This window comes from Arthrobacter sp. SAFR-023 (genome assembly GCF_051965295.1).
In the GTDB taxonomy this organism is placed as follows: domain Bacteria; phylum Actinomycetota; class Actinomycetes; order Actinomycetales; family Micrococcaceae; genus Arthrobacter.
This window is the reverse complement of record NZ_JBQCMF010000009.1, coordinates 38,965-59,755: the sequence shown is the minus strand read 5'-3', so window position 1 is coordinate 59,755 and position 20,791 is coordinate 38,965. Positions and strand designations below refer to the sequence as shown.

Annotated in this window: 18 protein-coding genes and 1 pseudogene; 7 read left to right on the top strand and 12 right to left on the bottom strand. The window is 61.1% G+C overall.

The annotated features are described in order from the left end of the window. Positions 1-336: 336 nt before the first annotated feature. Both ACTHQX_RS11270 and ACTHQX_RS11265 read left to right on the top strand, forming a co-directional pair. The gene (locus ACTHQX_RS11270; protein WP_236808106.1) at positions 337-2,223 is read left to right on the top strand and encodes an ATP-dependent nuclease; all 1,887 of its coding nucleotides are present in this window, start codon (positions 337-339) and stop codon (positions 2,221-2,223) included. A 761-nt stretch (positions 2,224-2,984) separates the two neighbouring features. Continuing rightward, positions 2,985-3,263 (top strand): hypothetical protein, encoded by a 279-nt coding sequence (locus tag ACTHQX_RS11265; protein ID WP_236808107.1) that lies wholly within the window; start codon positions 2,985-2,987, stop codon positions 3,261-3,263. Between the two features lie 6 nt (positions 3,264-3,269). Here ACTHQX_RS11265 and ACTHQX_RS11260 read toward each other — a convergent pair whose 3' ends face one another. Further along, positions 3,270-3,752: a hypothetical protein gene (locus tag ACTHQX_RS11260; protein WP_236808108.1), complete on the bottom strand. Its 483-nt coding sequence runs from the start codon at positions 3,750-3,752 to the stop codon at positions 3,270-3,272. 1,062 nt (positions 3,753-4,814) lie between these two features. On the opposite strand from ACTHQX_RS11260, the gene ACTHQX_RS11255 reads away from it, so the two are divergent. Continuing rightward, positions 4,815-5,447: a tyrosine-type recombinase/integrase gene (locus ACTHQX_RS11255; RefSeq protein ID WP_236808109.1), complete on the top strand. Its 633-nt coding sequence runs from the start codon at positions 4,815-4,817 to the stop codon at positions 5,445-5,447. A gap of 213 nt (positions 5,448-5,660) precedes the next feature. On the opposite strand, the gene ACTHQX_RS11250 is transcribed toward ACTHQX_RS11255, so the two are convergent. The 8 genes from ACTHQX_RS11250 to ACTHQX_RS11215 all read right to left on the bottom strand — a co-directional run bounded on the left by ACTHQX_RS11250 (position 5,661) and on the right by ACTHQX_RS11215 (position 15,668). Beyond that, a complete protein-coding gene (locus ACTHQX_RS11250; protein ID WP_236808110.1) occupies positions 5,661-6,083 on the bottom strand; it encodes a hypothetical protein in 423 nt (140 codons plus the stop codon). Positions 6,084-6,643: 560 nt separating this feature from the next. After that, the gene (locus ACTHQX_RS11245) at positions 6,644-6,982 is read right to left on the bottom strand and encodes a DUF202 domain-containing protein (RefSeq protein ID WP_236808111.1); all 339 of its coding nucleotides are present in this window, start codon (positions 6,980-6,982) and stop codon (positions 6,644-6,646) included. A 2-nt stretch (positions 6,983-6,984) separates the two neighbouring features. Further along, complete coding sequence (locus ACTHQX_RS11240; protein WP_236808112.1) at positions 6,985-7,380, bottom strand: YidH family protein; 396 nt, start codon at positions 7,378-7,380, stop codon at positions 6,985-6,987. A gap of 29 nt (positions 7,381-7,409) precedes the next feature. Next, on the bottom strand, positions 7,410-8,423 hold the full coding sequence (locus tag ACTHQX_RS11235; protein WP_236808113.1) for a formylglycine-generating enzyme family protein: 1,014 nt from the start codon (positions 8,421-8,423) through the stop codon (positions 7,410-7,412). 120 nt (positions 8,424-8,543) lie between these two features. Continuing rightward, positions 8,544-10,157 carry a GMC family oxidoreductase gene (locus ACTHQX_RS11230; RefSeq protein WP_440157662.1) on the bottom strand — a complete coding sequence of 538 codons (1,614 nt, stop codon included), beginning with the start codon at positions 10,155-10,157 and terminating at the stop codon, positions 8,544-8,546. Between the two features lie 50 nt (positions 10,158-10,207). Further along, positions 10,208-11,752 (bottom strand): aldehyde dehydrogenase family protein, encoded by a 1,545-nt coding sequence (locus tag ACTHQX_RS11225; RefSeq protein ID WP_236808115.1) that lies wholly within the window; start codon positions 11,750-11,752, stop codon positions 10,208-10,210. Between the two features lie 123 nt (positions 11,753-11,875). Beyond that, a complete protein-coding gene (locus ACTHQX_RS11220) occupies positions 11,876-14,230 on the bottom strand; it encodes an arylsulfatase (protein WP_236808116.1) in 2,355 nt (784 codons plus the stop codon). A 55-nt stretch (positions 14,231-14,285) separates the two neighbouring features. Beyond that, positions 14,286-15,668 (bottom strand): MFS transporter, encoded by a 1,383-nt coding sequence (locus ACTHQX_RS11215; RefSeq protein ID WP_236808117.1) that lies wholly within the window; start codon positions 15,666-15,668, stop codon positions 14,286-14,288. A gap of 701 nt (positions 15,669-16,369) precedes the next feature. Here ACTHQX_RS11215 and ACTHQX_RS11210 point away from each other — a divergent pair. Continuing rightward, positions 16,370-17,179 (top strand): IclR family transcriptional regulator, encoded by an 810-nt coding sequence (locus ACTHQX_RS11210; RefSeq protein WP_236808118.1) that lies wholly within the window; start codon positions 16,370-16,372, stop codon positions 17,177-17,179. Between the two features lie 180 nt (positions 17,180-17,359). Here the strand turns inward: ACTHQX_RS11210 and ACTHQX_RS11205 are convergent, their stop codons facing one another. Together ACTHQX_RS11205 and proC are read right to left on the bottom strand one after the other, a co-directional pair. Beyond that, positions 17,360-17,467: a helix-turn-helix domain-containing protein gene (locus tag ACTHQX_RS11205; RefSeq protein ID WP_440157677.1), complete on the bottom strand. Its 108-nt coding sequence runs from the start codon at positions 17,465-17,467 to the stop codon at positions 17,360-17,362. Positions 17,468-17,738: 271 nt separating this feature from the next. Continuing rightward, complete coding sequence (proC, locus tag ACTHQX_RS11200) at positions 17,739-18,584, bottom strand: pyrroline-5-carboxylate reductase (protein ID WP_236808119.1); 846 nt, start codon at positions 18,582-18,584, stop codon at positions 17,739-17,741. A gap of 558 nt (positions 18,585-19,142) precedes the next feature. On the opposite strand from proC, the gene ACTHQX_RS11195 reads away from it, so the two are divergent. Further along, positions 19,143-19,301, top strand: coding sequence for a hypothetical protein (locus tag ACTHQX_RS11195; protein WP_236808120.1), 159 nt, complete (start codon positions 19,143-19,145; stop codon positions 19,299-19,301). 115 nt (positions 19,302-19,416) lie between these two features. Here ACTHQX_RS11195 and ACTHQX_RS11190 read toward each other — a convergent pair. After that, positions 19,417-19,643 (bottom strand): annotated as a pseudogene (locus ACTHQX_RS11190) (recombinase family protein); the annotation flags it as partial. A gap of 117 nt (positions 19,644-19,760) precedes the next feature. Between ACTHQX_RS11190 and ACTHQX_RS11185 the strand changes: the two are divergent. Together ACTHQX_RS11185 and ACTHQX_RS11180 are read left to right on the top strand one after the other, a co-directional pair. Beyond that, positions 19,761-20,150, top strand: a complete 390-nt coding sequence (locus tag ACTHQX_RS11185) for a four-helix bundle copper-binding protein (protein ID WP_236809251.1) — start codon at positions 19,761-19,763, stop codon at positions 20,148-20,150. Positions 20,151-20,174: 24 nt separating this feature from the next. Then, positions 20,175-20,699, top strand: coding sequence for a DUF305 domain-containing protein (locus ACTHQX_RS11180; protein ID WP_236808121.1), 525 nt, complete (start codon positions 20,175-20,177; stop codon positions 20,697-20,699). The last annotated feature ends 92 nt before the right edge of the window (positions 20,700-20,791 follow it).

Below are 20,791 nucleotides of genomic sequence, written 5' to 3'. Positions count from 1 at the left end.
AGCAAACGGGAGGGGCGTACAGCAAAGCGCTCAAGAGCCGGCCCATTGTCCAGACAGCATTTTGATAATTGGCGGCAGTTCAGAGACTGGTGGTGCACTGCACAGTACGGCCGCCGCTCCGGACCGGTTCTACTGTGCCCACCGTCCGAGCGATGTTGCGGGCGCGCCTGCCCTATTGCGAACCCCGGCGTCGACCCGGGATATTGACCGGCTCCGCCGATTTGATCGGCGTTGCGGAAGCTGAGACGGACAACTGCTGATGTACATTGTGATCTTGATTGCCCTCGTCGTGAGGTCAATTCGTGGACATAAATGCTTCGAATTTGGGGACGTTACTTGAGGATAAAGCGCGTTGAAATTGAAAACTTTCGTTGCCTGGACAAGGTCAACGTAAACTTTGACAAAGTAACAACCCTTATCGGACCCAATGGGGCCGGCAAGTCATCTGTTTTGCGGGCATTGGATTGGTTCTTCAACGGCGATAAGAGTGCCGTACTAACTCCGGAAGACGTCTTCTCTGGTGCCGAAGAACAGAAGATTGTCGTTCGAGTTGATTTCAATGATTTGACGGATAGCGACCGCGAGGTACTTGGTGAGAAGTATGCGCCAGCTGCGGTCGACGAGTTTTCTGTGTGGCGTATATGGGAAGACGGTAAGGACAAGATAACCGGGAAAGCGCTGGCTTTTGCCCCGTTTGAGGAGGTCAGGGCAGCATCCGGTGCGGGACCCAAAAAAGCGGCCTATGAAAAGGTTGTCGCGGAGCACAGCCAATTGACTTTTCCTAAGTGGACGAGCCTAGGTGCGGCCGATGCGACCCTGGATACGTGGGAAAGGGAGCATCCTGAACTACTTAGCCCAGCTCAGGTTTCCGATACCAACTTCTTCGGCTTTGCCGGCCAGGGACGTCTATCAGGACTCTTTGACTTCGTGCTCATAACAGCGGACCTCCGGGCCTCGGAGGAGGCTCAGGATACAAAGACGAGTGTCATCGGACGCATCATCGAGAAAACGGTTGATCGCTCCGTGGCTGACGATGAGCTCAGCACCCTTAACGACGAGCTAACGTCCCGCCACGAGGAGATCTCAGAGCGGCATTTCGCAAGCCAGCTTCGGGCTTTGTCGGCTGATCTCACCGCAGAAGTAGAATCATTTGCCCCCGGGCGATCTATTGATGTGGGGTCTGTCCAAGCGACGTTTAAGCCTCAAGTCACGCGATTCAACGTAAAGGTGGACGACCATGGCACCAAAACGAACATCGAGCGCCAAGGACATGGGTTTCAACGGTCATTGCTGATTGCTGCTTTGAAGCTCTTGGCACATCGCGGGGCCGCGAATAGGGATGCAAGCGTCATCTACATGGCGATCGAAGAACCTGAGCTATTCCAGCATCCGACCCAGGCAAAGGCGTTCGCGACTGTTTTACGAAGCCTTGCCGAAGATAAGGACTCGGGAATTCAGGTTGGTTATGCGACGCACAGTCCCTACTTCATCGAACCTACCTACTTTGATCAAGTTCGACGGGTACAGCGTTCTGCAGATGCTTCGGTCAGTCCTCAAGTCACTGTTTATGAGGCATCGATGGACGCAGTCGTGAAGGAGTTGGATACCTTTCTCGAAGAGAGCGCCGTAAGAAGCAGACTCGATAATGCCTGCCTGCATGAGCTACGAGATGCGATGTTCGCTTCCGCCGTTCTCGTAGTAGAGGGTACGACCGATCGCGCCATAATTGAGGGCGTCGCTGAAGCCAATGTGGCCTTATCGAGCCTTGGCGTGGAAGTAGCTGTTGCTAATTCCAAGGGACAGATACTGCTGCCAGCAGCTATCCTCCGCCTGCTTGGTGTCCCCCACTTCATTTTGTTCGATGCGGACAAGGATTCTGGACGGAGAGTCCGCGCCAAAGGGAAGCCTGAAGCAGCGGCCATAGCTCAAGAGCAAAAGGACTCCAAAGACAATCGAACAATGCTCCGCTTCCTCGGTGAACCGGAGACGGACTGGCCGAGCGGGTTTTGCGGTACTGCTGCCTGGGCAATGGAAGATATGCTTGAGACCTTTGTTGCTGCCAAATGGCCTCAGTTCGAGATTGTCAGACAGGCCCTAGTTGACGCGGGACGAGGAGCCGACGGCAAGAATGCTGCTACATACCGCATCGCCGCGAGGAGCGCAGGTTCTTCTCCAGCTGATCTCGCAACCATCATTTCTCAAGTATCAAGTATGGCCGTCTAGGGACGTTTGGTGATGCTTGCGCTCAGATTGATGTTTTGCAGTTCGGCGAGCTGTATTGACCAGCGAGGCTAGTGACGCTCGGCGTGGTTCGGTGACATGAAGACTTCCGGGTGGAGTGGGGCTTGTCTAGAGTCCAATTCCACGCACGGAGGTGTTCATCTCCCGCCCTCACGCTCTTCTGATGCTTCGTGACCGGCTGCAGCTCGCGCAGTTTGCCGTTGACTAGTGCTGGAGTCTGCGCGCATGTCGGTGACGGTGGAAAACTGAGCCGTATCCAGGAGTGCACGCCCCGCCGCGTCGATCCCAGGGCCGCGGAACCGGGAGCTAACTCTTTCTTGGCGTTCTGGTCTGTTTCACTAAGTCGGCTGCCCATGGTCGGATTACTTGATGGAATCGTGTGACAATTGTCGGCAGGTGCCAGTCTGAACACTCTGCGGCCTCGAACAGAGCGGCGGAGATCCGCAGTGCCTGTTCGATGAGGCCGTATCGGAGTGATCCGGCTGCGATGATCGCGTTGTGGTGCGGCCAGCCTTGCTTACGAATCCCAAGACCCTGCAACTCACCGCCGCGGAACAGCGTCGGCGGCGAGCTCCGTGCCCAGTGGGTATCACTTTTGGGTTGATGCCCTGGCCGGATACGCGGCAGCCCGGCGTAGAAACTCATTCTCCTGACATCTGGGAACTTTCTCTGCGATTCGTCGAGGCGCGCGAGTTGTTCGACGGCGCAGGCGAGCTCTTTGATCCCGAAGGTGGTCAGCGCGGATGTGTTCCATTCGGAAGGCCATGTCCTGCCATTCGGTGACGGTGTTGTCGAGGCCGGCGCGGGTCAGCCGGGTGGAGGCGATGATGCTGTCCATGCTCATGGGCGCCCATGTCTGCGGGCAGGTCCGTTGGCTCAGCGACGTCCTACAGGTCGCAGATGGACAGGTCTACGACCTGGTAATCGGAGAGCCGGCGGCGTTCCAGTTCGGCGATGGCGAGGGCGTGCAACCCATCAGGGGCATGTGTTCGTGGCCGGCTTCAAGGATGGGACATTCCTAGCTCCGTTTACCCCATACAGTGGACATCCGCCATGCTTGCTTGTGGCGCCTCAATTGCAGTGGAAACTGCGAAAACGCCCTTGTCGTCCGCCCGCATCCCGGGGGTAATCTCGTTGGCCTTCCCGATTATTGTTCCAGCATCGTTTTTGAGCTGCAGCTCAATGTAAATGCCGCTGACACAAGCGAGATTGGTCTGGATGGCGACCTTATAGCAAGACTCGGCGTACGACGGGCACGTCGTCCCACTTTTCTCGGACGCTTTTGCCCAACGGACTGCGACTCCATCGCCGACGTATACAAAGCCGTCGGCCTTCTGATCTGGAGTCAACCCGTCTCCAAGCTTCTCCATCGCGGCATCGACCTCCTGCGTTGCCCTACTCTTGTCGGCAGCCGACTCAGCGGCGCAGCCGGACAATGCAAGGATTGCAATACAAAGCACAAGTGGCTTGAATTGAGGATTCTCATGCATGGTCTTGACCCGGTAATTCATCTTTCCCCCAAAGTTGCTCGTGCATTGAGGTTACTGCCCGGCGACTGCTCAACAGGCAATCCTGAGTAAATCCTGAGTCAGTCCTGAGAAAGGTTGTCACACAGCAGCGACTCTGCTCTCCGGACCGCGTGGCGGTGGAACCGAGGTGGTTTTCGCCCCTGCGGCGCGAGTGTGATGCTCTCCCTGGTGTGCCTTCCAGTTCCAACCGGTACACGTCCGGCCGGACCCCATCAGGAGATAGTCGCCGAGTGAGTCGCCCCTCAGTTCACCCAGGAGGGCAGGGCGGTTTTCGACGACTATTCGCACAGCTGCGACGGTGATTTCCCGGCCTTCAGTAGCCGCACCGGAACTCAGCACCTACTGCACCCGGGTCTGGTAGTGGAAGACGAAGGTGTATTCTCCGGCAGCGGCCGAGGCTGCCGACCGGCGGTTGCTTCGGTCTCACGCGCTGGGCGGAGGGATGCATGCTCGGGTCTTTCAGCCTTGCAGACGTGGACGGAGGATGGCGCCGACGAATGATAGGCAGGTAGCCGTGTCGGCAGCCATCATGCGCGCATGTGTGTGGAAGCGTCCAAGTCCGCCTCCGCTTCCGTCAGCTGAGTGACTGGCGCAGTCGCTCGACACCGTCGGACACTCTCCGGGAAGAGGTCCAGATGCTCAAATGCTTACCGCCCGCGACGCGACGGAACGCATCGGCGACACAGTGGCGGACTCGCTCCGCCTCTGGCACGACGATCCTCGGGTTCGTACGGCTCTTCTCGGCAAGCTGAAGACCTGCTGACAAGGCGGGCGCTGTGAAGCTTTGCTTGGGTGGACCAGGGCTGACGGGGCAAGCGTAGGCGGGCTCCCAGTCATGCCCGATTCCCGTCCTTCGACCATGAGATGTCTGAAGGAGGTGGAACACCGTGCTGAGCCGCGACTGCAATCTGGGCGTCATGACCCGACTGCCGCCCTGCAACGCGCAAAGAGCACGGCATCACTTTCGCTACTGAAGCAGAAGCGACCACCCTGAAGCGTCTCCTCGACGCCAATAACCAGTCGTTCGAAATCGCTCAGCACGCGATGGTTCAGAACCAGACCAAGGCGCCGACGGTCGCCGCAGTCATCCAGGAGCACATCGATCTGTTGGTGCGCCCCTCCGTCGGAACGGTCCAGACGTACCAATCGACGTTGAAGCTGCATATCGCCGACGTCATAGGGCACATTCCGGTCGACAAGCTCGATTACCGGCATATGACGTACTGGATCAAGTCGATGCAGGCCAAGGGCAGGTCGCCCAAGACCATCAAGAACAACCATGGTTTGATCTTCGCCGCCATGGAAACCGCCGTCATGCTGCGCTACCGGAAGGACAATCCGTGCCGGGGCGTCCAGCTTCCGTCTGGCGAGAAAGCAGAGGATGAAGCCCGGTTCCTGACGCATGCCGAATTTGGGCTCATCCTCGAGGGCATGGGGGAGCGGTACAAGGCTTTCACTGAGTTCCTGGTCATGACTGGGACCCGCTTCGGCGAAGCAACTGCGGTTACCGTAGCCGACGTCGATCTCATGTCCAAGCCGGCAACCATGCGGATCAACAAGGCGTGGAAGCGCGGGAAAGGTTCGGAGTACTACATCGGCGCCACAAAGACGGGCGCAGGGAAGTTCGCAGTACTTGGAGCGCTCCTGTCCGGTGCCGGTTGCGGAAACATGCATTAGATGCACGAAATCTACAGTGGCAAGGGATACGCGGGCAATACAGCTTTAAGGTCAAGATGGTCGTGCTCGCCGGGATCCCTATCTGACATGTGGAAACGGCCAGTTCCTTGGCGCACTGAAGGAAGTTCTCGCAGCTACTCCACTCCCGTTGTTTTTACGCCGATAACCGGCCTTTCGTCAACCTGGGGGAGAGGTGCCGGTCCGGGGCCCTGGCTAGTCTTCCTGGACTTCCTCCAGGACCGCGCGCGCGGCTGCCGCGTCGTGGAGGTCCGGCAGGTACTTCTCCTGCTCCTCAATCTTGCGGCGGTAGAAGTCATGAGCGGCTTGTTTAGTGATCCCCAGCGCTTCGCCGATCTGCGCCCACCTCGCGCCTGCCTCACGCGCCGATTTGATGACGTACCAGCGCCTGGCCGTGAGCAGTTCGACGGCCTTCGCGTTCGCGCGTAGCGCCTCAAGCGCTGCGACTTCCCTTACCCCGGCAAGGAACTGTGCTGCGGCCTCCCGCGCCTGGTCGCTGCCGGTGGCAGACACTTCGCGCCAGGTCTCACCGCTGTTGAAGTCTTCCCACACTTTGAGCAACTCGTGGATATCACCGCTGCTGAGTGCCTGCTCGACCGACGCCGCATCTCCATCCATGAAGTCAAGCTAGCTTGACGACTCCCGCAGGTCAACTGAAGCTTCGATTTGCCAGAGCTGTCCCGGTCCACCAGCAGCCACATGCAGAGTTGCCGGGCAGCTCGAACTCACAGACCTACAAGTAGATGAGGGATTCTCTCCTCTAATGACGGTCAAGACCGAACGCCGATATTTTGCGATTCCGTCAATCTGGCGCGGTGGTTGTTCTGGTTGATCACGCGGCCGGAACTGGTGCGATTCTGGTCCGTCCATGGGTGGGGATCAATTCAGGTTATCCACGGCTGGAAGGGGAGCCGTTGGGGACGCTCCATGGCAGCAGTAGCGGTGGATAACCTATGAGAATTGTCCCCGGCTGTGGGCGGGCGGACCTGACTTCTCGTTCAAAAGTCGATCTGTTCCGAGGACCAGGCAAAGGAGCCGTGTGTCAGCTTTGGGTGTACTCAAACTTGGCGACGCGGCCGCCAATTCGCTGAGAAGAGAAGCCTGCCGATCTCGCGTCAGAATCAGGCTGCCGTCCACCCTCTTCGCCATGTGTCCGCCCATTCAACGGCGAATGTCAGTTAGGTGAGGGGCAGGAAGAGTACGGTGTATATTCCCAGTGCTGCGAGGACGATGACACTGCCGGCCACTGCTGCTGTTGATGCAATGTCCGGGGTCATCCTTTCCTGTTGGATGCCGCGGATGGCGCGATGGAAGCGGCGCTTGTGGGTGAGGTTGATGGCCAGGGCGGTGACGGCGGCAGCGGTTACCAGGGTGCCGGTGAACCAGCCGTGGTGGGGCATCCAGCGGAGGAAGATGGCCGCGGCGACTACCAGAGATAAGGTGGTGCGGCCCCAGGCCAGATCAGTGCGTTCGGGCTGGAGGCCGGCGTCGCCGTGCTTCGGCTTGCTGCTGGGCATGGTCAGGCGGGACGGGCGAGGACGAAGACGACCATGGCGGCTGCGATGAGGGCGCCGCCGGCGGCGAGGATGGGAGCGATCCAGGGCAGCGGCAGCGGGTTCTTGCGTCGCATGGCGCGTTCGATGTTTAGCCAGCGGAAGAATGACCCTGCGCCGATGGCGAGGGCGAGGAGGAGCAGGAGCACGGCGAGGGTTTTGCGCAGTTCCGGGCCGAAGAGATCGGCCATGTAGGCTTCGACGGCGACGCCGCCGGCGAGCAGGGCCAGCGAGGTGCGGATCCAGGCGAGGAAGGTGCGCTCGTTGGCGAGGGTGAAGCGCGGGTCCGGCTCAGTTCCGCCGCCGAGGATCCGGGCGGAGAAGCCCTCCGGTCCGCCGTTGCGGATTCGTGCATCAGCCATGCCTGCTGCTTTCTGTGTAGACCCTGGGTTTAGGTGAAGACTATGGTGCGGAAGCCGAGGTTGCCGGAGGAGGATTCGGGCGTGTTGGAGGTGCGTGCTGCGACGCGGTACCGGTTGCAGTAGGAGTCGTGGCAGAGGTAGGAGCCGCCGCGCATGACCCGTCCGGCGCCGATGGTGGGTCCTTGGGGATTGTCGGCAGGGGAGTTGCGGTAGTACTTGGGCAGGAACCAGTCGGCGCACCATTCCCAGACGTTGCCCGCCATTTCATAGAGGCCGTACCCGTTGGGCGGGAAACTCCTAACGGGGGCGGTGCCGAGGTGGCCGTCGTCGCGGGTGTTGGTGGTGGGGAAGGTGCCTTGCCAGATGTTGCAGCGGTGTTCCCCGTCGGGGGTGAGCTCGTTGCCCCAGGCGTAGCGCATCCCGGCCAGGCCGCCGCGGGCGGCGTATTCCCATTGGGCTTCGCTTGGCAGTCGCCGCCCTGCCCAGTCACAGTAGGCGAGGGCGTCGTTGTGGGAGATATGCACCACGGGGTGGTCCGGGGTGTCGTGCCAAGTGGAGTTCGGCCCGGTCGGATGGGCCCAGTCCGCGCCCCTGATGTCCAGCCACCATGGCGCCCCGGCCGCAGCGCCCAGGATGGCTGCGCTGCTCGCGGTAGACAGTAGGTGGAACACCGCTGAAGAACAGTACTGCTCAGCCTCGGTCCGGTAGCCCGTAGCTTGAACAAACGCTCCGAACATGCTGTTTGTCACCGCTGTCGCATCGATCCGGAACCCATCCAGCCGCACTTTGTGCACCGGAGTCTCCCCGTCGGCCGGGTACCCTTCCCCGAACGCGTCCCCCATGCTGAATGTTCCCCCGGGGATTTCAATGTCGTGATGTAGTTTCTGCCCGGCCCGGCGGCTGCTGTGGGCGGTTCCGTCGTGGGCGGGCTCCGGCAGGTGCGTCTGACGGGAGGGCGCGCAACATCCCTTCACCTGGCCGGTGGTGAGGACTCCGCCACCAGATGAATCTTTTGTTGTGGAACCAGTGATTGGCAGGTTCATATTTCCTCTTTGGGCTGGCTGTTCTCGAAGTGTGGAGGGGCTTTTCGGGTGTTTCGCTGGGTCCGCGCCCTCTGCGGATGACCCTGCTGATCAGGCGAGGGACCCGCAGAGGGCTGGGGGTCAGACGCTTGCTGAGATGGGTTCTTCGGTCGCTGCCGTTCTCGGGGGTTCCCCGGCTATGAGTTCGGCGGCGCGCTCCCCGATCATGTACACGGTGAGGTTGGGGTTCACGGTGACGAGTTCGGGCATCACCGAGGCGTCCGCAACACGCAGGGCCGTGACTCCCTTGACCCGCAGCTCGGGATCAAGAGGGGAATTCCCGTCGTCAGAGGCGCCCATACGGACTGTACCAGCGGGATGGTAGACGGTGTTGTGGGTGCGCCGGATGTAGTCCTGGATCTGCTCGTCGGTTTGTACATCCGCTCCGGGGAAGAGTTCCTCGCCGGCCCATTCATCCAGGGCCTGCTGGGAGACGATTTCCCGTGCCTTCCGCAGACCGGCGGTCATGATGCGCTGGTCGTATCCTTCCGGGTCAGTGAAGTAGCGGGGATCGACCCGGGGCTTGTCGCGGTAGTCCCGGGAGCGGAGCCGCACTGTCCCCCTGGAGCGGGCGTGCGTGACATTGGGCGTCAGGCAAAACACGTTGTCTGCCGTGGGGTAGCCCTGCCTGTACGTGTGCATGTCAAAGTTGACCGTGCCGTAGTGCATCATGAGGTCGGGCCGGTCAAGACCCTCGTCCACCTGGGCAAAAACTCCGATCTCCCACCACTGGGTGGAGGCGGTGACCATGGGCTTTTTGGCCTGCCACTGGATCACGGCCTCCGGGTGGTCCTGCAGGTTGGCACCAACGCCGGGAGCGTCAACGAGTACATCCACCCCCACCTGGGCCAGATGCTCTGCGGGACCGATACCTGAGAGCATCAGCAGCTTCGGTGAGTCAATGGCCCCGGCGGAGACGATCACTTCCCGGGAGGCGCCGATCATCTTGGGGGCGCCGAAGGCGCTGTCGACCACTTCGACGCCGGTGCAACGTTTGCTGTCGTCGAAGACCAGCCGGGTGGCATGGGTGCAGTCCAGGATCACGAGGTTGTCTCGGTCCGCGGCGGGGTGGAGGTAGGACACCGATGAGGATGCCCGCTTTCCGTCCTCTGTGGCATTGATCTGGAGGAAGTTTGCACCTTGTGTCACCGTCTTGCCTGCATTGAACCTGGCCCGTGGTATTCCGGCGGCGTCGGCGGCGTCGAGCAGTGCCACGCCACAGGGGTCGGCCGGGGGCACGTTGCGCAGCCGTACCGGGCCGTCGTGACCGTGATGTTCGCCGTCGTCGGCGTTGTTTTCGATCTTGCGGTAGAGCCGGAAGGCCAGTTCGGCGTTCCAGCCTGTGGCACCGAACTTCGACTCCCATTCGTCGATGTCCTCGGCCGGGGCCCAGAACGCGATGCACGAATTGTGCGAGGAGCATCCGCCCAGGACTTTAGCGCGGGCCATCCGCATGAAGGAGTTGCCGTTCTCCTGTTCTTCAACGGGATAGTCCCAGTCGTAGCCGGATTCCAGTAGTTCCATCCACCGGTTAAGGGTCAGGACTTCGTCAATGCCTTCGTCTCTGGGCCCAGCCTCGATGAGGGCCACCCTGACCGAGGGATCCTCGCTCAGGCGGGCCGCGACCACGGCGCCGGCCGATCCCGCACCCACCACTACATAGTCAAAATTCTGCTCTTGCGGCCCGTGCAACATACTTTCCTTTCCGGGTTGCGTCATTGGAACCTGCGCGTCGTGCCCTGCCATTACTGGGGGAACCAGCCGGTGGCAGCGGGACGCAGGTTTTGGTACACATGCTTGATCTCCTGGTACTCGGCCATTCCGGTCGGCCCGAGTTCCCGTCCGGTGCCGGACTGCTTCATTCCGCCCCATTCGGCCTGGGGCAGGTAGGGGTGGAAGTCATTGATCCAGATGGTGCCGTGACGCAACCGGGCGGCCACCCGCTGGGAGCGTCCGGCGTCCTGGCTCCAGACCGCCCCTGCCAGGCCGTAAATCGTGTCGTTGGCGAGGGCGACGGCCTCGTCCTCGCCGGTGAAGGTTTCCACGGTGACGACCGGGCCGAAAGCCTCTTCCGTCAGTACCGTCATGCCGCTGTGGACGTTGTCCAGGACGGTGGGGAGGTAGTAGTAGCCGCCCACCAGTTCGTCCGTTCCCCATCGGCCTCCGCAGCGCAGGCGCGCGCCCTCGGCCAGGCCGGCTTCCACGTAGGCTGTGACCTTGTCCCGGTGGGCTGCCGAGATCAATGGCCCGGCGTCCGCATCGGCGTCGAAGGGTCCGCCAAGGCGGATGTTCTCGGCCCGACGCACCAGCTCGTCCACGAAAGCCTCTGCTATGGACTCCTCCACGATCAGGCGGGCGCCGGCCGAGCAGACCTGTCCCGAATGGACAAAGGCGGCGTTGAGGGCATTGTCCACGGCGGCATCGAAGTCGGCGTCCGCGAAGACGACGTTGGGATTCTTCCCTCCCAGCTCCAGCGCTACTTTCTTGACAGTGTCTGCCGCCTGAACAGCGATCATCTTGCCCGTGGTCAGGCCGCCGGTGAACGAGACCATGTCCACGTCCGGATGGCTTGCCAACGGTGCTCCGACGACGGCGCCCGGGCCGAGTACCAGGTTGGCCACTCCAAGTGGGAGGCCTACTTCGTCCAGGACCTGCATCAGCAGTATCGCCGTGTGCGGTGTGAGCTCCGCGGGTTTCAGGATGAACGTGTTCCCGGCGGCCAGCGCCGGCGCGACCTTCCATGCTGCCTGCAGCAGGGGGTAGTTCCACGGCGTGATCAGGCCGCATACTCCGACCGGCTCATGGACGATTCTGCTCACGACGTCAGGATTACCGGCATCGACAACCCGGCCCGCCTGCTGGCCAGCGAGCTTCCCGAAGTAGGTGAAGCACGCGGCAACATCGTCCATGTCAATCTCTGATTCCACCAGGCGCTTTCCTGTATCCAGGGACTCCGCCCGGGCGAATTCGTCCTTGCGCTCCCGCAGGCGTCGTGCCACAGCCAGGAGGAGGTCTCCGCGTTCAGGCTCCGGCACCGAGGACCAGAGACCCGCGTCATGGGCGGCTTTGGCCGCCTGGATCGCGACGACGGTGTCCGCTTCCCCGGCCTCGGCAACGGGCCCGACTACAGACCCGTCTGCGGGACAGGTGATAGTGCGTGTTCCTCCTGCCTGTGGGGCGACCCATCGGCCTGCGATGAACAAGGTCTCCGCTGCCGCAGGGGATCCCGCGGCCGCTACAAGCTCAGCCTCGGCATGTGCTGACTCTTCGCCGACATACGTTCCAGACATAGAGTCCTTCCTATACATAAAGTTTGGTGCTCACGGGGAGGGCGCGTTGCATGCACGTCAGGAGAGCTACTCGGCGGAGCCCTGCGTGCATTAGGGGAGGATGCTCACCTGCCCGCCTTCGGGTTACTGGTGGGCCAGTGCCATGCGCTGTCGGTCTGCAGCCGTGAGGTGCTGGTTGTGATCGTCATCATGCAGGTCAATGCGCACGGTATGCATCGTGCCGGTGAACGCGTTATCCACCGGGAGGTAGTCATCGGTGACCGGGGTTCCGCGGTCGACGCCGATGTTGAGCGTCTCGTCGAAGGAGAAGTAGTAGGCGGTGGTCTGGTCCACCCTGCCCTTGCCGACGACCCTGCCATCAGCAGCGAGCCGGATTTCCGCGCCCTGGCCGATGCCGCCGCCGTCGTAGTGGAATTCCATGCTAAGTTCCTGGGGGCCAGGGACGAGTGCCTCGTCGGAACGGACGATGTAGAGGTCCCGCCCGTAGCAGTTGTGGGCGTAGCTGAGGCGCCCGTCTGCCACGTACAGGGACCAGCCGCCGAAACGGCCGCCCTGGGCTATCAGGACACCTTCGGCTCCACCTTCCGGGACGTCAACCCGGGCGGTCACGCTGTGCGACCTGTTCTTCACGTTCAGGGTGGTCTCTTCGGTGAAGCGGCCCATGCCGGCACGGTAGGTCACTGTTGTCCGGTCGCCGAGCAGGTCGATCCGTCCGGCGACTTCGGGGTTTTCCCGCTCGGTGACCCGGTCATCGAGGGGGAAGACGTTGTATTTGCTGGCTTCGATGAGGAAGAGCTGCTGGAGTTCCCGCAGCTTCTCCGGGTACTTGTCGGCGAGGTTGTGGGCCTGGCTCCAGTCGTTCCGGATGTTGTAGAGCTCCCAGATGTCCTCGTCGAAGGAGGGCAGCCCTTCGGGGACCATTTCCCATGGTGTGCCGTGGCGGGTCACCGCCGTCCAGCCTTCGTGGTAGATGCTGCGGTTGCCACACATTTCGAAGTACTGGGTGCGCCTGCGGTCTTCGGCGTCGGGTGTGTTGAAGGTGTACAGCATGCTGGTGCCTTCGATGGGCTGCTGCGTCACGCCGTTGACCGTGACCGGGTGGGGGATTCCGGCCGCTTCGAAAATGGTCGGGGCGATGTCGATGACGTGATGGTACTGGTGCCGCACACCGCCGCCGTGCCGGATCCCATTGCCCCAGCGCATGATCATGCCGTCGCGGGTGCCGCCGAGGTGGGAGGCGACCTGCTTGGTCCACTGGTAGGGAGTATTCATGGCCAGGGCCCACCCGACCGGGTAGATGGCGTAGGTGGTGGCGTCGCCGAGGGCGTCGAGTTCCTGTGCCATGGCTTCGGTGCTGTCTTTGAAGCCGTGTCCTACCAGGTGCTCGCGCATGGTGCCTTCGATGCCGCCCTCACCGGAAGCGCCATTGTCCCCGAGGATGTAGATGAAGAGGGTGTTATCGAGCTCCCCGATTTCGTCCAGGGCGTCAACGAAGCGTCCGACCTGGACGTCGGTGTGTTCGGCGAACCCGGCGTAGGTTTCCATGAAGGAGGCTGCCACCTGGTGCTCGGTGTCGTTGAGTTCGTCCCAGTGCGGGACGACGTCGGCCCAGGGGCTTAGTTCGGCGGAGTCGGGGACGACGCCCAGTTCCTTCTGCCGGGCCAGCGTCGATTCGCGTTGGGCGTCCCAGCCATGGTCGAAGCGGCCACGGTACTTGTCCTTCCACTCGGGAGCGACGTGGAACGGTCCGTGGGTGGCGCCGAAGGCGATGTAGCTGAAGAACGGCTTCTCCGGGGTGAGTGTCTTCTGGGTCTGGACCCAGTTGATTGCCTGGTCCACGAGGTCCTCGGAGAGGTGGTAGCCGTCTTCGGGCCGCTGCGAAGGCTCCACCGGTGTCGTGCCGTCAAAGAGCTGCGGGTACCAGTGGTTCATCTCGGCACCCATGAACCCGTAGAACTTATCGAACCCCTCCCCGATGGGCCAGCGGTCAAAGGGCCCTGACGGGCTGACCTCGCGGGGCGGGGTCTGGTGCCACTTGCCGAACGCCGCGGTGCTGTAACCGTTCGCGCTGAGGGTCTGGGCGATGGTGGCGGCACTGTCGGGACGGAATCCCGTGTAACCGGGGGTGGAGGTGCTCATCTCGGTGGTCACGCCCATGCCCACGGAGTGGTGGTTCCGCCCCGTCATCAGGGCCTGCCGCGTGGGGGAGCACAGTGCTGTGACGTGGAAGCGGCTGTAGCGCAGCCCTTCGTCGGACAGCTTCTCCGCTGTCGGCATCTCGCATGGGCCGCCGAAGGCACTCGAAGCGCCGAAGCCCATGTCATCGATGAGGACGACCACCACGTTAGGGGCGCCCTCCGGTGCCTGAAGAGGGGCGACGGGCGTGAAGGGTGCCTCTTGCTGATGTATTCCCATGGCCGCCGTGACCGGCTGGCTCCTCCGCGCGGGGATGGGAAGTATTTCGCGGATTTCACTCATGGTGGCTTGCTCCTGTTGTAGGTCTGCAGAGTTTTTGATCAGTCTTGCCGGCAGCTCAGAAACCCGAGCTGACCTTTGAGGTCGTGGTCGGTGTGGAGGGCACCACCTCGATGGCGCCGGTCTCTTCCAGGGAGCGGCTGCGGGTCTCTTCTGCCCAGGCGATGCAGGCAAGGAAGCCGACGAAGGTGATACCGGCCCCGATGAACATGGTTGCCGAGGTGCCCAGGGTGACCAGTGAGACCGGGACGAGGAACGTGCCGACTGCTGCCCCGAACCGTGTCAGGGCGACGGCGACGCCGACAGCCGCGGCACGGATCCTGGTCGGGAACAGTTCGTTGGGGTAGGCCCATTCGAGGATGCTGGGGCCACCGGAGAAGAGAGCGTAGAGGCTGAAGAAGGCAACAATGAGGGGGCCGGGTGCGTTGGTCCACACGCCGAGCGCGATCAGTGGGAGCACCATGAGTCCAAAGGACCAGATGATCGTCCTGCGCCGCCCGATGGTTTCCAGGAGCTTCATCGCGGGCAGGCACCCGAGCGCGAAGACCAGGTTGATGATCGCCGTCCCGAGATTGGCGAGGTTTCCTGCCCCCAGTCCCAGTGAACCGAGCAGTTGCGGACCGAAGGTGAGCAGTGCGAACAGGGGGATGATGGCGCAGGTGAAGAAGACGATGATGAACAGCATGCGGCGCAGGTAGATTCCGCGGAAGAGGTCGATGATGTTACCGCGCGATTCCACGGTCCGAGGCAGGCTGCCGGTCAGCTCTTCGGCGGTAACTCGGACGTGGAGGGAGTTCTCGATTACCTGGCGGGCTTCGTCCACCCGTCCGGCCCCTACCAACCACCGTGGCGATTCAGGGGTGCCAATGCGGAGCAGGAAAACGATGAGTGCCAGGACGGCGCCGCTGCCCAACATCCAGCGCCAGCCGTCGCTGCCCATGAATTCGTTGATCAGGTATCCCACGAGGTAGGCCAGGGATGCGCCGATGTACCAAATAATGATGACCGCGCTGAACATTCCGGCGCGCCGCTTCCGGGGAAGCCATTCAGAAAGCAGTGAGGTCGCGATGGGGTAGTCCGCGGCGATGGCGGCGCCAATGATGAATCGGAGTGCGATCAGCTGCCAGGCTTCGGTAGCTACTACCGAGAGGGCCGATGCGACGACGAGCACGAGCAGGTCGAGGGTGTACATGGGCTTGCGACCGATGCGGTCAGTGAGCGGGCCGCAAATCAGGCCACCGAAAAACATCCCGATAAGGGAGGCAACGCCGATCGTTGCTTCGACTCCCGTGTCCAGGTGCATGTTGCCGGTGATCCCGGGCAACGCGATCCCAACAATGGCGAGCAGGTAGCCATCAAGTAAGGGGCCGCCGGAACATGCGGCCGTGAGTTTGCGGTGGAAACCTCTGACAGGGGCATCATCAACAGCAGTGAAACTCATGGAAATGATCCTCAAAATTAGTTGTTAGCTGCGCCTCTTGCATAGTTCGAGCTCAGCCGGCAAGGGCAGGCAGGCCATGGACTTACTTCTCGAGCAGGCCTTTCATCAGTGCCCAATCAACAGGTTGACCTGCCATAGGGATGAGGGACAAGGGAAGGGTTGACTTAGCGGTCATCCGCTCCATCGCGGATGCAGTGCTACAAAGGGTCTTCGATTTCTGTTCGGTACGCGTATCGGGGTTGCGCCTTCCGCAACCCGCGCTTTCAGTGTTACCCGAATCACTGCGGTCGTCAAGATTTTTTACGGCGAATCAATGACTGTTTCTTTGAGGAGGGGGTCCGTCCTTGAACTTGCTTTGCGGGGTAACAGTCGCAAGCCGGTGCCATTGGCGGAGATTACCGACCAGCTGGAGCCGGGGCAGCCAGCGCTCCAAATGTAGTAGTAGCATCCGGCTTGGTGTCCATTTGACACAAAGCGCAGGACTGAAGATGCCTGCCGGAAGCAGCAGGGGCTGGCTGTCCCCATTTTCTGGGTCGGTGACAAGACGCGCGCTGGGGGAGCCCGGCATTCGGCCGCAGCGGGTGCTGCTCGACACATATGCGAGATAGCAGTCCATCACGAAATGCATACCCTGAGGGACATGCTCCAAAGCGCTCTTTCTCTGTCCTGCGAACTGGGGGCTTGGGTGAGAGTATGAAGTCATGGCCATTTCAGTACGTGACGTTGGCACGAATTCCAACGGGTACCTTCAGGGGGGAAGTCTTCAGTCAGTTGATCGTGCCATTACAGTCCTGAAGATTCTGGCCCGGGCTGGCAGTGCCGGCGTCACTGAAGTCGCAGAGGAGATGGGAGTCCACAAGTCGACAATTTCCCGGCTTCTCCGCGCATTGGAAGCACAAGGAATGGCACAGAGCAGCGGGAGAGGCAGGTATCAACTCGGACTTGGCATCCTGCATCTGGCAAACTCGATACCGGTGCGGCTCGATCTGGCCAAGGAAGCGCGCCCCGTCCTGGAAGCCCTCGCCGCTAAATTCGGGGAAACCGTCAACCTGGCCGTTTTGAACTCGAACCACGTGGTTAACATCGACGAAGCGTTCGGGCCCTCCAGGCTGGGTACCAAGAACTGGATGGGACTTCTTACGCCCATTCACGCTACTTCAAGCGGAAAAGTCTTTCTGGCCTCACTGTCTGCCGCGGAGCGCGACCGCATGCTCAATGAATCCGGTATGCCCGCATTAACAAACCAGACCATCACCTCGCGGCAGGAACTGGAGGCGGAAGTGGCGGCAGCGGCGAAATTAGGCTATGCGACGGTGCAAGGTGAACTCGAGGACGGACTTAACGGCATTGCCGTCCCTATCCATGGCCACCAGGGAACTGTCATTGGGGCGGTAAGCATCTCTGGCCCGTCTTTCAGGTTCGAACCTGAAAAACAGGCTGGGCTGATCGAAGCGCTTAAGCAGGCAGGCCTGAACATAGGTGAAAAGATGGGTTACCGCCTTAGCTCCTGAGCGAACAGGGAAACGGGTTTAAAATCACGCGCCACATCACCTGTCACCACTTCCAGAATGGTGCGCCCGTCCACATCTGCTGGCACCACCAATCCAGTCGCAAGGAACGCCGATAATGGACCTTCCGTCAAGCTGGTTTGGCTGTTGATTGGGTCAGCGGCTGGCACGACAGGGAGGGTGTCAGGACAGTTTGGCCTGGCGCAGGTATTGGTAGACGGTTTCCCGGCTGATGCCGTAGTCGCTGGCGAGGACGGATTTGGGGATGCCATTCGCTGCCCGCTGGACCACCTCCGCCGGCCGTTCCGGTGTGACGGTCCCGACGAAAATCAGGAGATCAGTTTCGTCCAGAAGACCGTAGGTGGGGCGGGGGCGCCCACCAGGCATGAGGGATACGCACTACTGACGGTCCCAGGGGAGTCGGCATTTGCCTGCGTTTCGACCGGCATTTGTGTCCCCGGGAGGGCTTGACCTGGTCACTTGGTCTGTTTTCCAGCTGTGAGGCGTTTGCAGGAAGCGCCGCGACACGTGCGCATCCCCCCTGCCATGCCGTTCATGGCAATTAGGGACGCTTTGCCCTGAGTTGTTGGGTGATTTCTGCTGATCGGTCCACCGTTGCACGGGCCCCTTCGGTGATGATGCCGGGCGTGCCCCGCTCATCGAAAACGGCAAGGGCGCGAAGGGTGATGCTGTCGGGGCCGGCCATGGTCTTGCGCAGGGCGGAGGCATCGGCGCCGGGTTCAGCGAGCATCAGGCCCGCGCCTGCCACCGTTTCACGGGCCAGAAGAACGGACAGTTCCGGGTCGAGGCCCAGTTCTGCACCTGCGGCAGCCATGGCTTCGGCCAAATAGTAAGCGTAGGCCGGGCCTGAGCCGCTAATGGCCGAAACAGCGTTTACCTGCTCCTCCGGCACCTCCACAACAGTGCCTGTGCCTTCGAGAATGCCTTTGACTTGGCCCAACTGCTCAGGGCCGCAGTGGCTGCCGGGAGTAAGTGCTACAACCCCGCGTCCCAGCTTGATGGGTGTGTTGGGCAGGGCCCGGATCACTGGCTGGCCTTGGGGCAAGGCAGCTTCCAGCTGCGTCAGGGTCACGGCTGCGGCCACGCTAACGACCACGGTTTCGGGTGCTAACGAGCTGCTGATCTCTCGGGCGAGATCGGCAATCCCTGCCGGTTTGACTCCGAGGATGACGACGTCGGCCCAAGTGGTCGCGCGCTTGTTGCTCTCGGGGTTTTCCTGCACGGCCATGGCGCTCAGGCCCGGATACCGGGAGTCCAGTTCAACCGCTCGTTCAGGGCGGCGGACCGTCACGATGACTTCTTCCGGCGCTGTTCCGGCTTTCAGCAGGCCAGCCAGGATGGCTTCGTTCATCGATCCGCAGCCAAGGAATGCCGTTGTCATGCTCATAGGTCCTTCCGGGTTTGCTTGGGGCATAAGGGTAGCCGTTTGGGCAGGGAACGCCGAACGGCGGATTTGGTCAAGACAAAGGGAGGCGGAAGCCGTCCTCAATCTAAGGTCAGGCTCTTCTGCCGGATCAGCGGAAACCAGTCCAGCGGCCCCGCCACTGAGGGACCATCCATAGGCGACAAGTCGAAATTCGAAAAGTTCATTATATTGACCTATATCTGGCAAGCCTTTCAGCATAGGAAGCAAAGCTTTCGCCCCTGGAAGTACCGGCCACTCTGATGCCCGCGAGAGGGGCCGTCGCAATGACGCTCCTGGGCCCATTTGCTGGCGTGGTTTCCCCCTCAGCCCGCGTGAGCTTGGGGTCAACAGGCATCATGTTTCTTGACCAACTTGGCCCCATGGCGATCCTTCGAATGCAGCTTCTGCTGGCGCAGCAGGTAGTTCGTGACGAGCGCATCCAGTTCCCAGATTCGTTGAGTTTCACCAGCTCTTCGGCGGTGCCGTAACGGTAGGAGCCCACGAGCTTTACCGACGGCTGGCGGCGGGCTGGAAGAACGCATGCTCGAAGATACCGACAGTGAAATGCTCTACCAGAGAGCGATGGACGGCTTCGAAGGCGACGCTGGACTGAACATGCAGCTCGGCCTCGCCCCCATGGAGTTCAGGGACTGGTTGGAGCCCTTCAACGACTCGGACGTTCCGGCCTGCGTACACTGACCACGCAGGCCAGGAGCCCCTGCGCCTAAGTGCTTTTGGAACGCCGATAATGAGGATTCCGTCAAGCTGGCTTGGCTGTTGTTTGCGTCAGCGGCTTGCTCGACAGGGGAGGGTGTCAGGGCAGTTTGGCTTGGCGCAGGTACTGGTACACCGTTTCCCGGCTGATGCCATAGTCGCTGGCGAGGACGGATTTGGGGATTCCGCTGTCGGCCCGCTGGATCAGCTCGCCGCCCGTTCCGGTGTGAGGGTCTTTTTCCGTCCGCGGTAGGCGCCGCGCTGCTTGGCCAGCGCGATGCCTTCCCGCTGCCGCTCCCGGATCAGGGACCGCTCGAACTCGGCGAAGTTCTCTGCACTTCGCAGACACAACTAGTAAGGCTACTGTCTATATAGGGGCGGGCGGCCCGCCGGCTCCTCTCTTCGTCTATCGATCAGGAGAAGTCCGTGAGCCACATCACTTCAATGCTGGAAACCTATCCGAAAGAGCTCGGCGGTGTTGACCGTCAGAAGCTGGCCGATTCTATCGAGGCATGTTTCGAATGTGTGCAGACCTGTACCGCCTGCGCCGACGCCTGCCTGAGTGAGGACATGGTGGCGGACCTGACTAAATGCATCCGCACGAACTTGGACTGCGCTGACATTTGCGCCACTACCGGAAATGTCCTGTCCCGCCACACCGGGTATGACGCGAACCTCACACGAGCAGTCCTCGAGGCATGCCGGACCGCCTGCAAAGCTTGTGGTGATGAGTGTGAGCAGCACGCAGGAATGCATGAGCATTGCCGGGTCTGCGCTGAAGCATGCCACCGCTGTGAGAAGGCCTGCGAGGAACTCCTGTCTTCGTTGGGCTGATAGCCGTTAACTGAAGGAGTAACAGTGAACGCAGCGGAAAATAGGGACAATCCCCACGAAGGCACGTCAGGGCAAGACCATTCCGGCCATGGCAGTTCCAGTGGGATGTACGTGAAGTTCGGCATCATGTTGCTGGTCAGTCTTGGGCTTATGTGGATGTTGTCGATGTCCATGATTCGGTCTATCGATCACTTCTACTTCAATCTGAGTAACTTCTGGATGGCTCTGGTCATGGTTTCAGCGATGGCCATCGTTATGGTCGTTGGCATGTGGTCGATGTTCAAGAACAAAAAAGCGAACATTGCCATGTTGGTCGGCTTCGCCGTCCTTTTTGGTGGCGCGTTCGCGCTTGGACGGACGGAAACCTTCGTGGGCAACGAGGAATTCCTGAAATCAATGATCCCTCACCACTCCCGGGCCGTTCTGGTCTGTCAGGAATCGGGCATCACTGATCCGGAGATTGTTGAGCTCTGCAAGGGAATCGTGGAGTCTCAGCAGCAGGAAATATCCCAGATGCAGTCCATCCTCGATCGTTATGAATCGGACTGACAGGCCTGAGCAAAGGACATGCCGTAGGAGCTGGCCCCCAGCTGCGGCCAGGATGAACGGGGAAATAGGTTTGAGGAATCCGTTCAAGGACG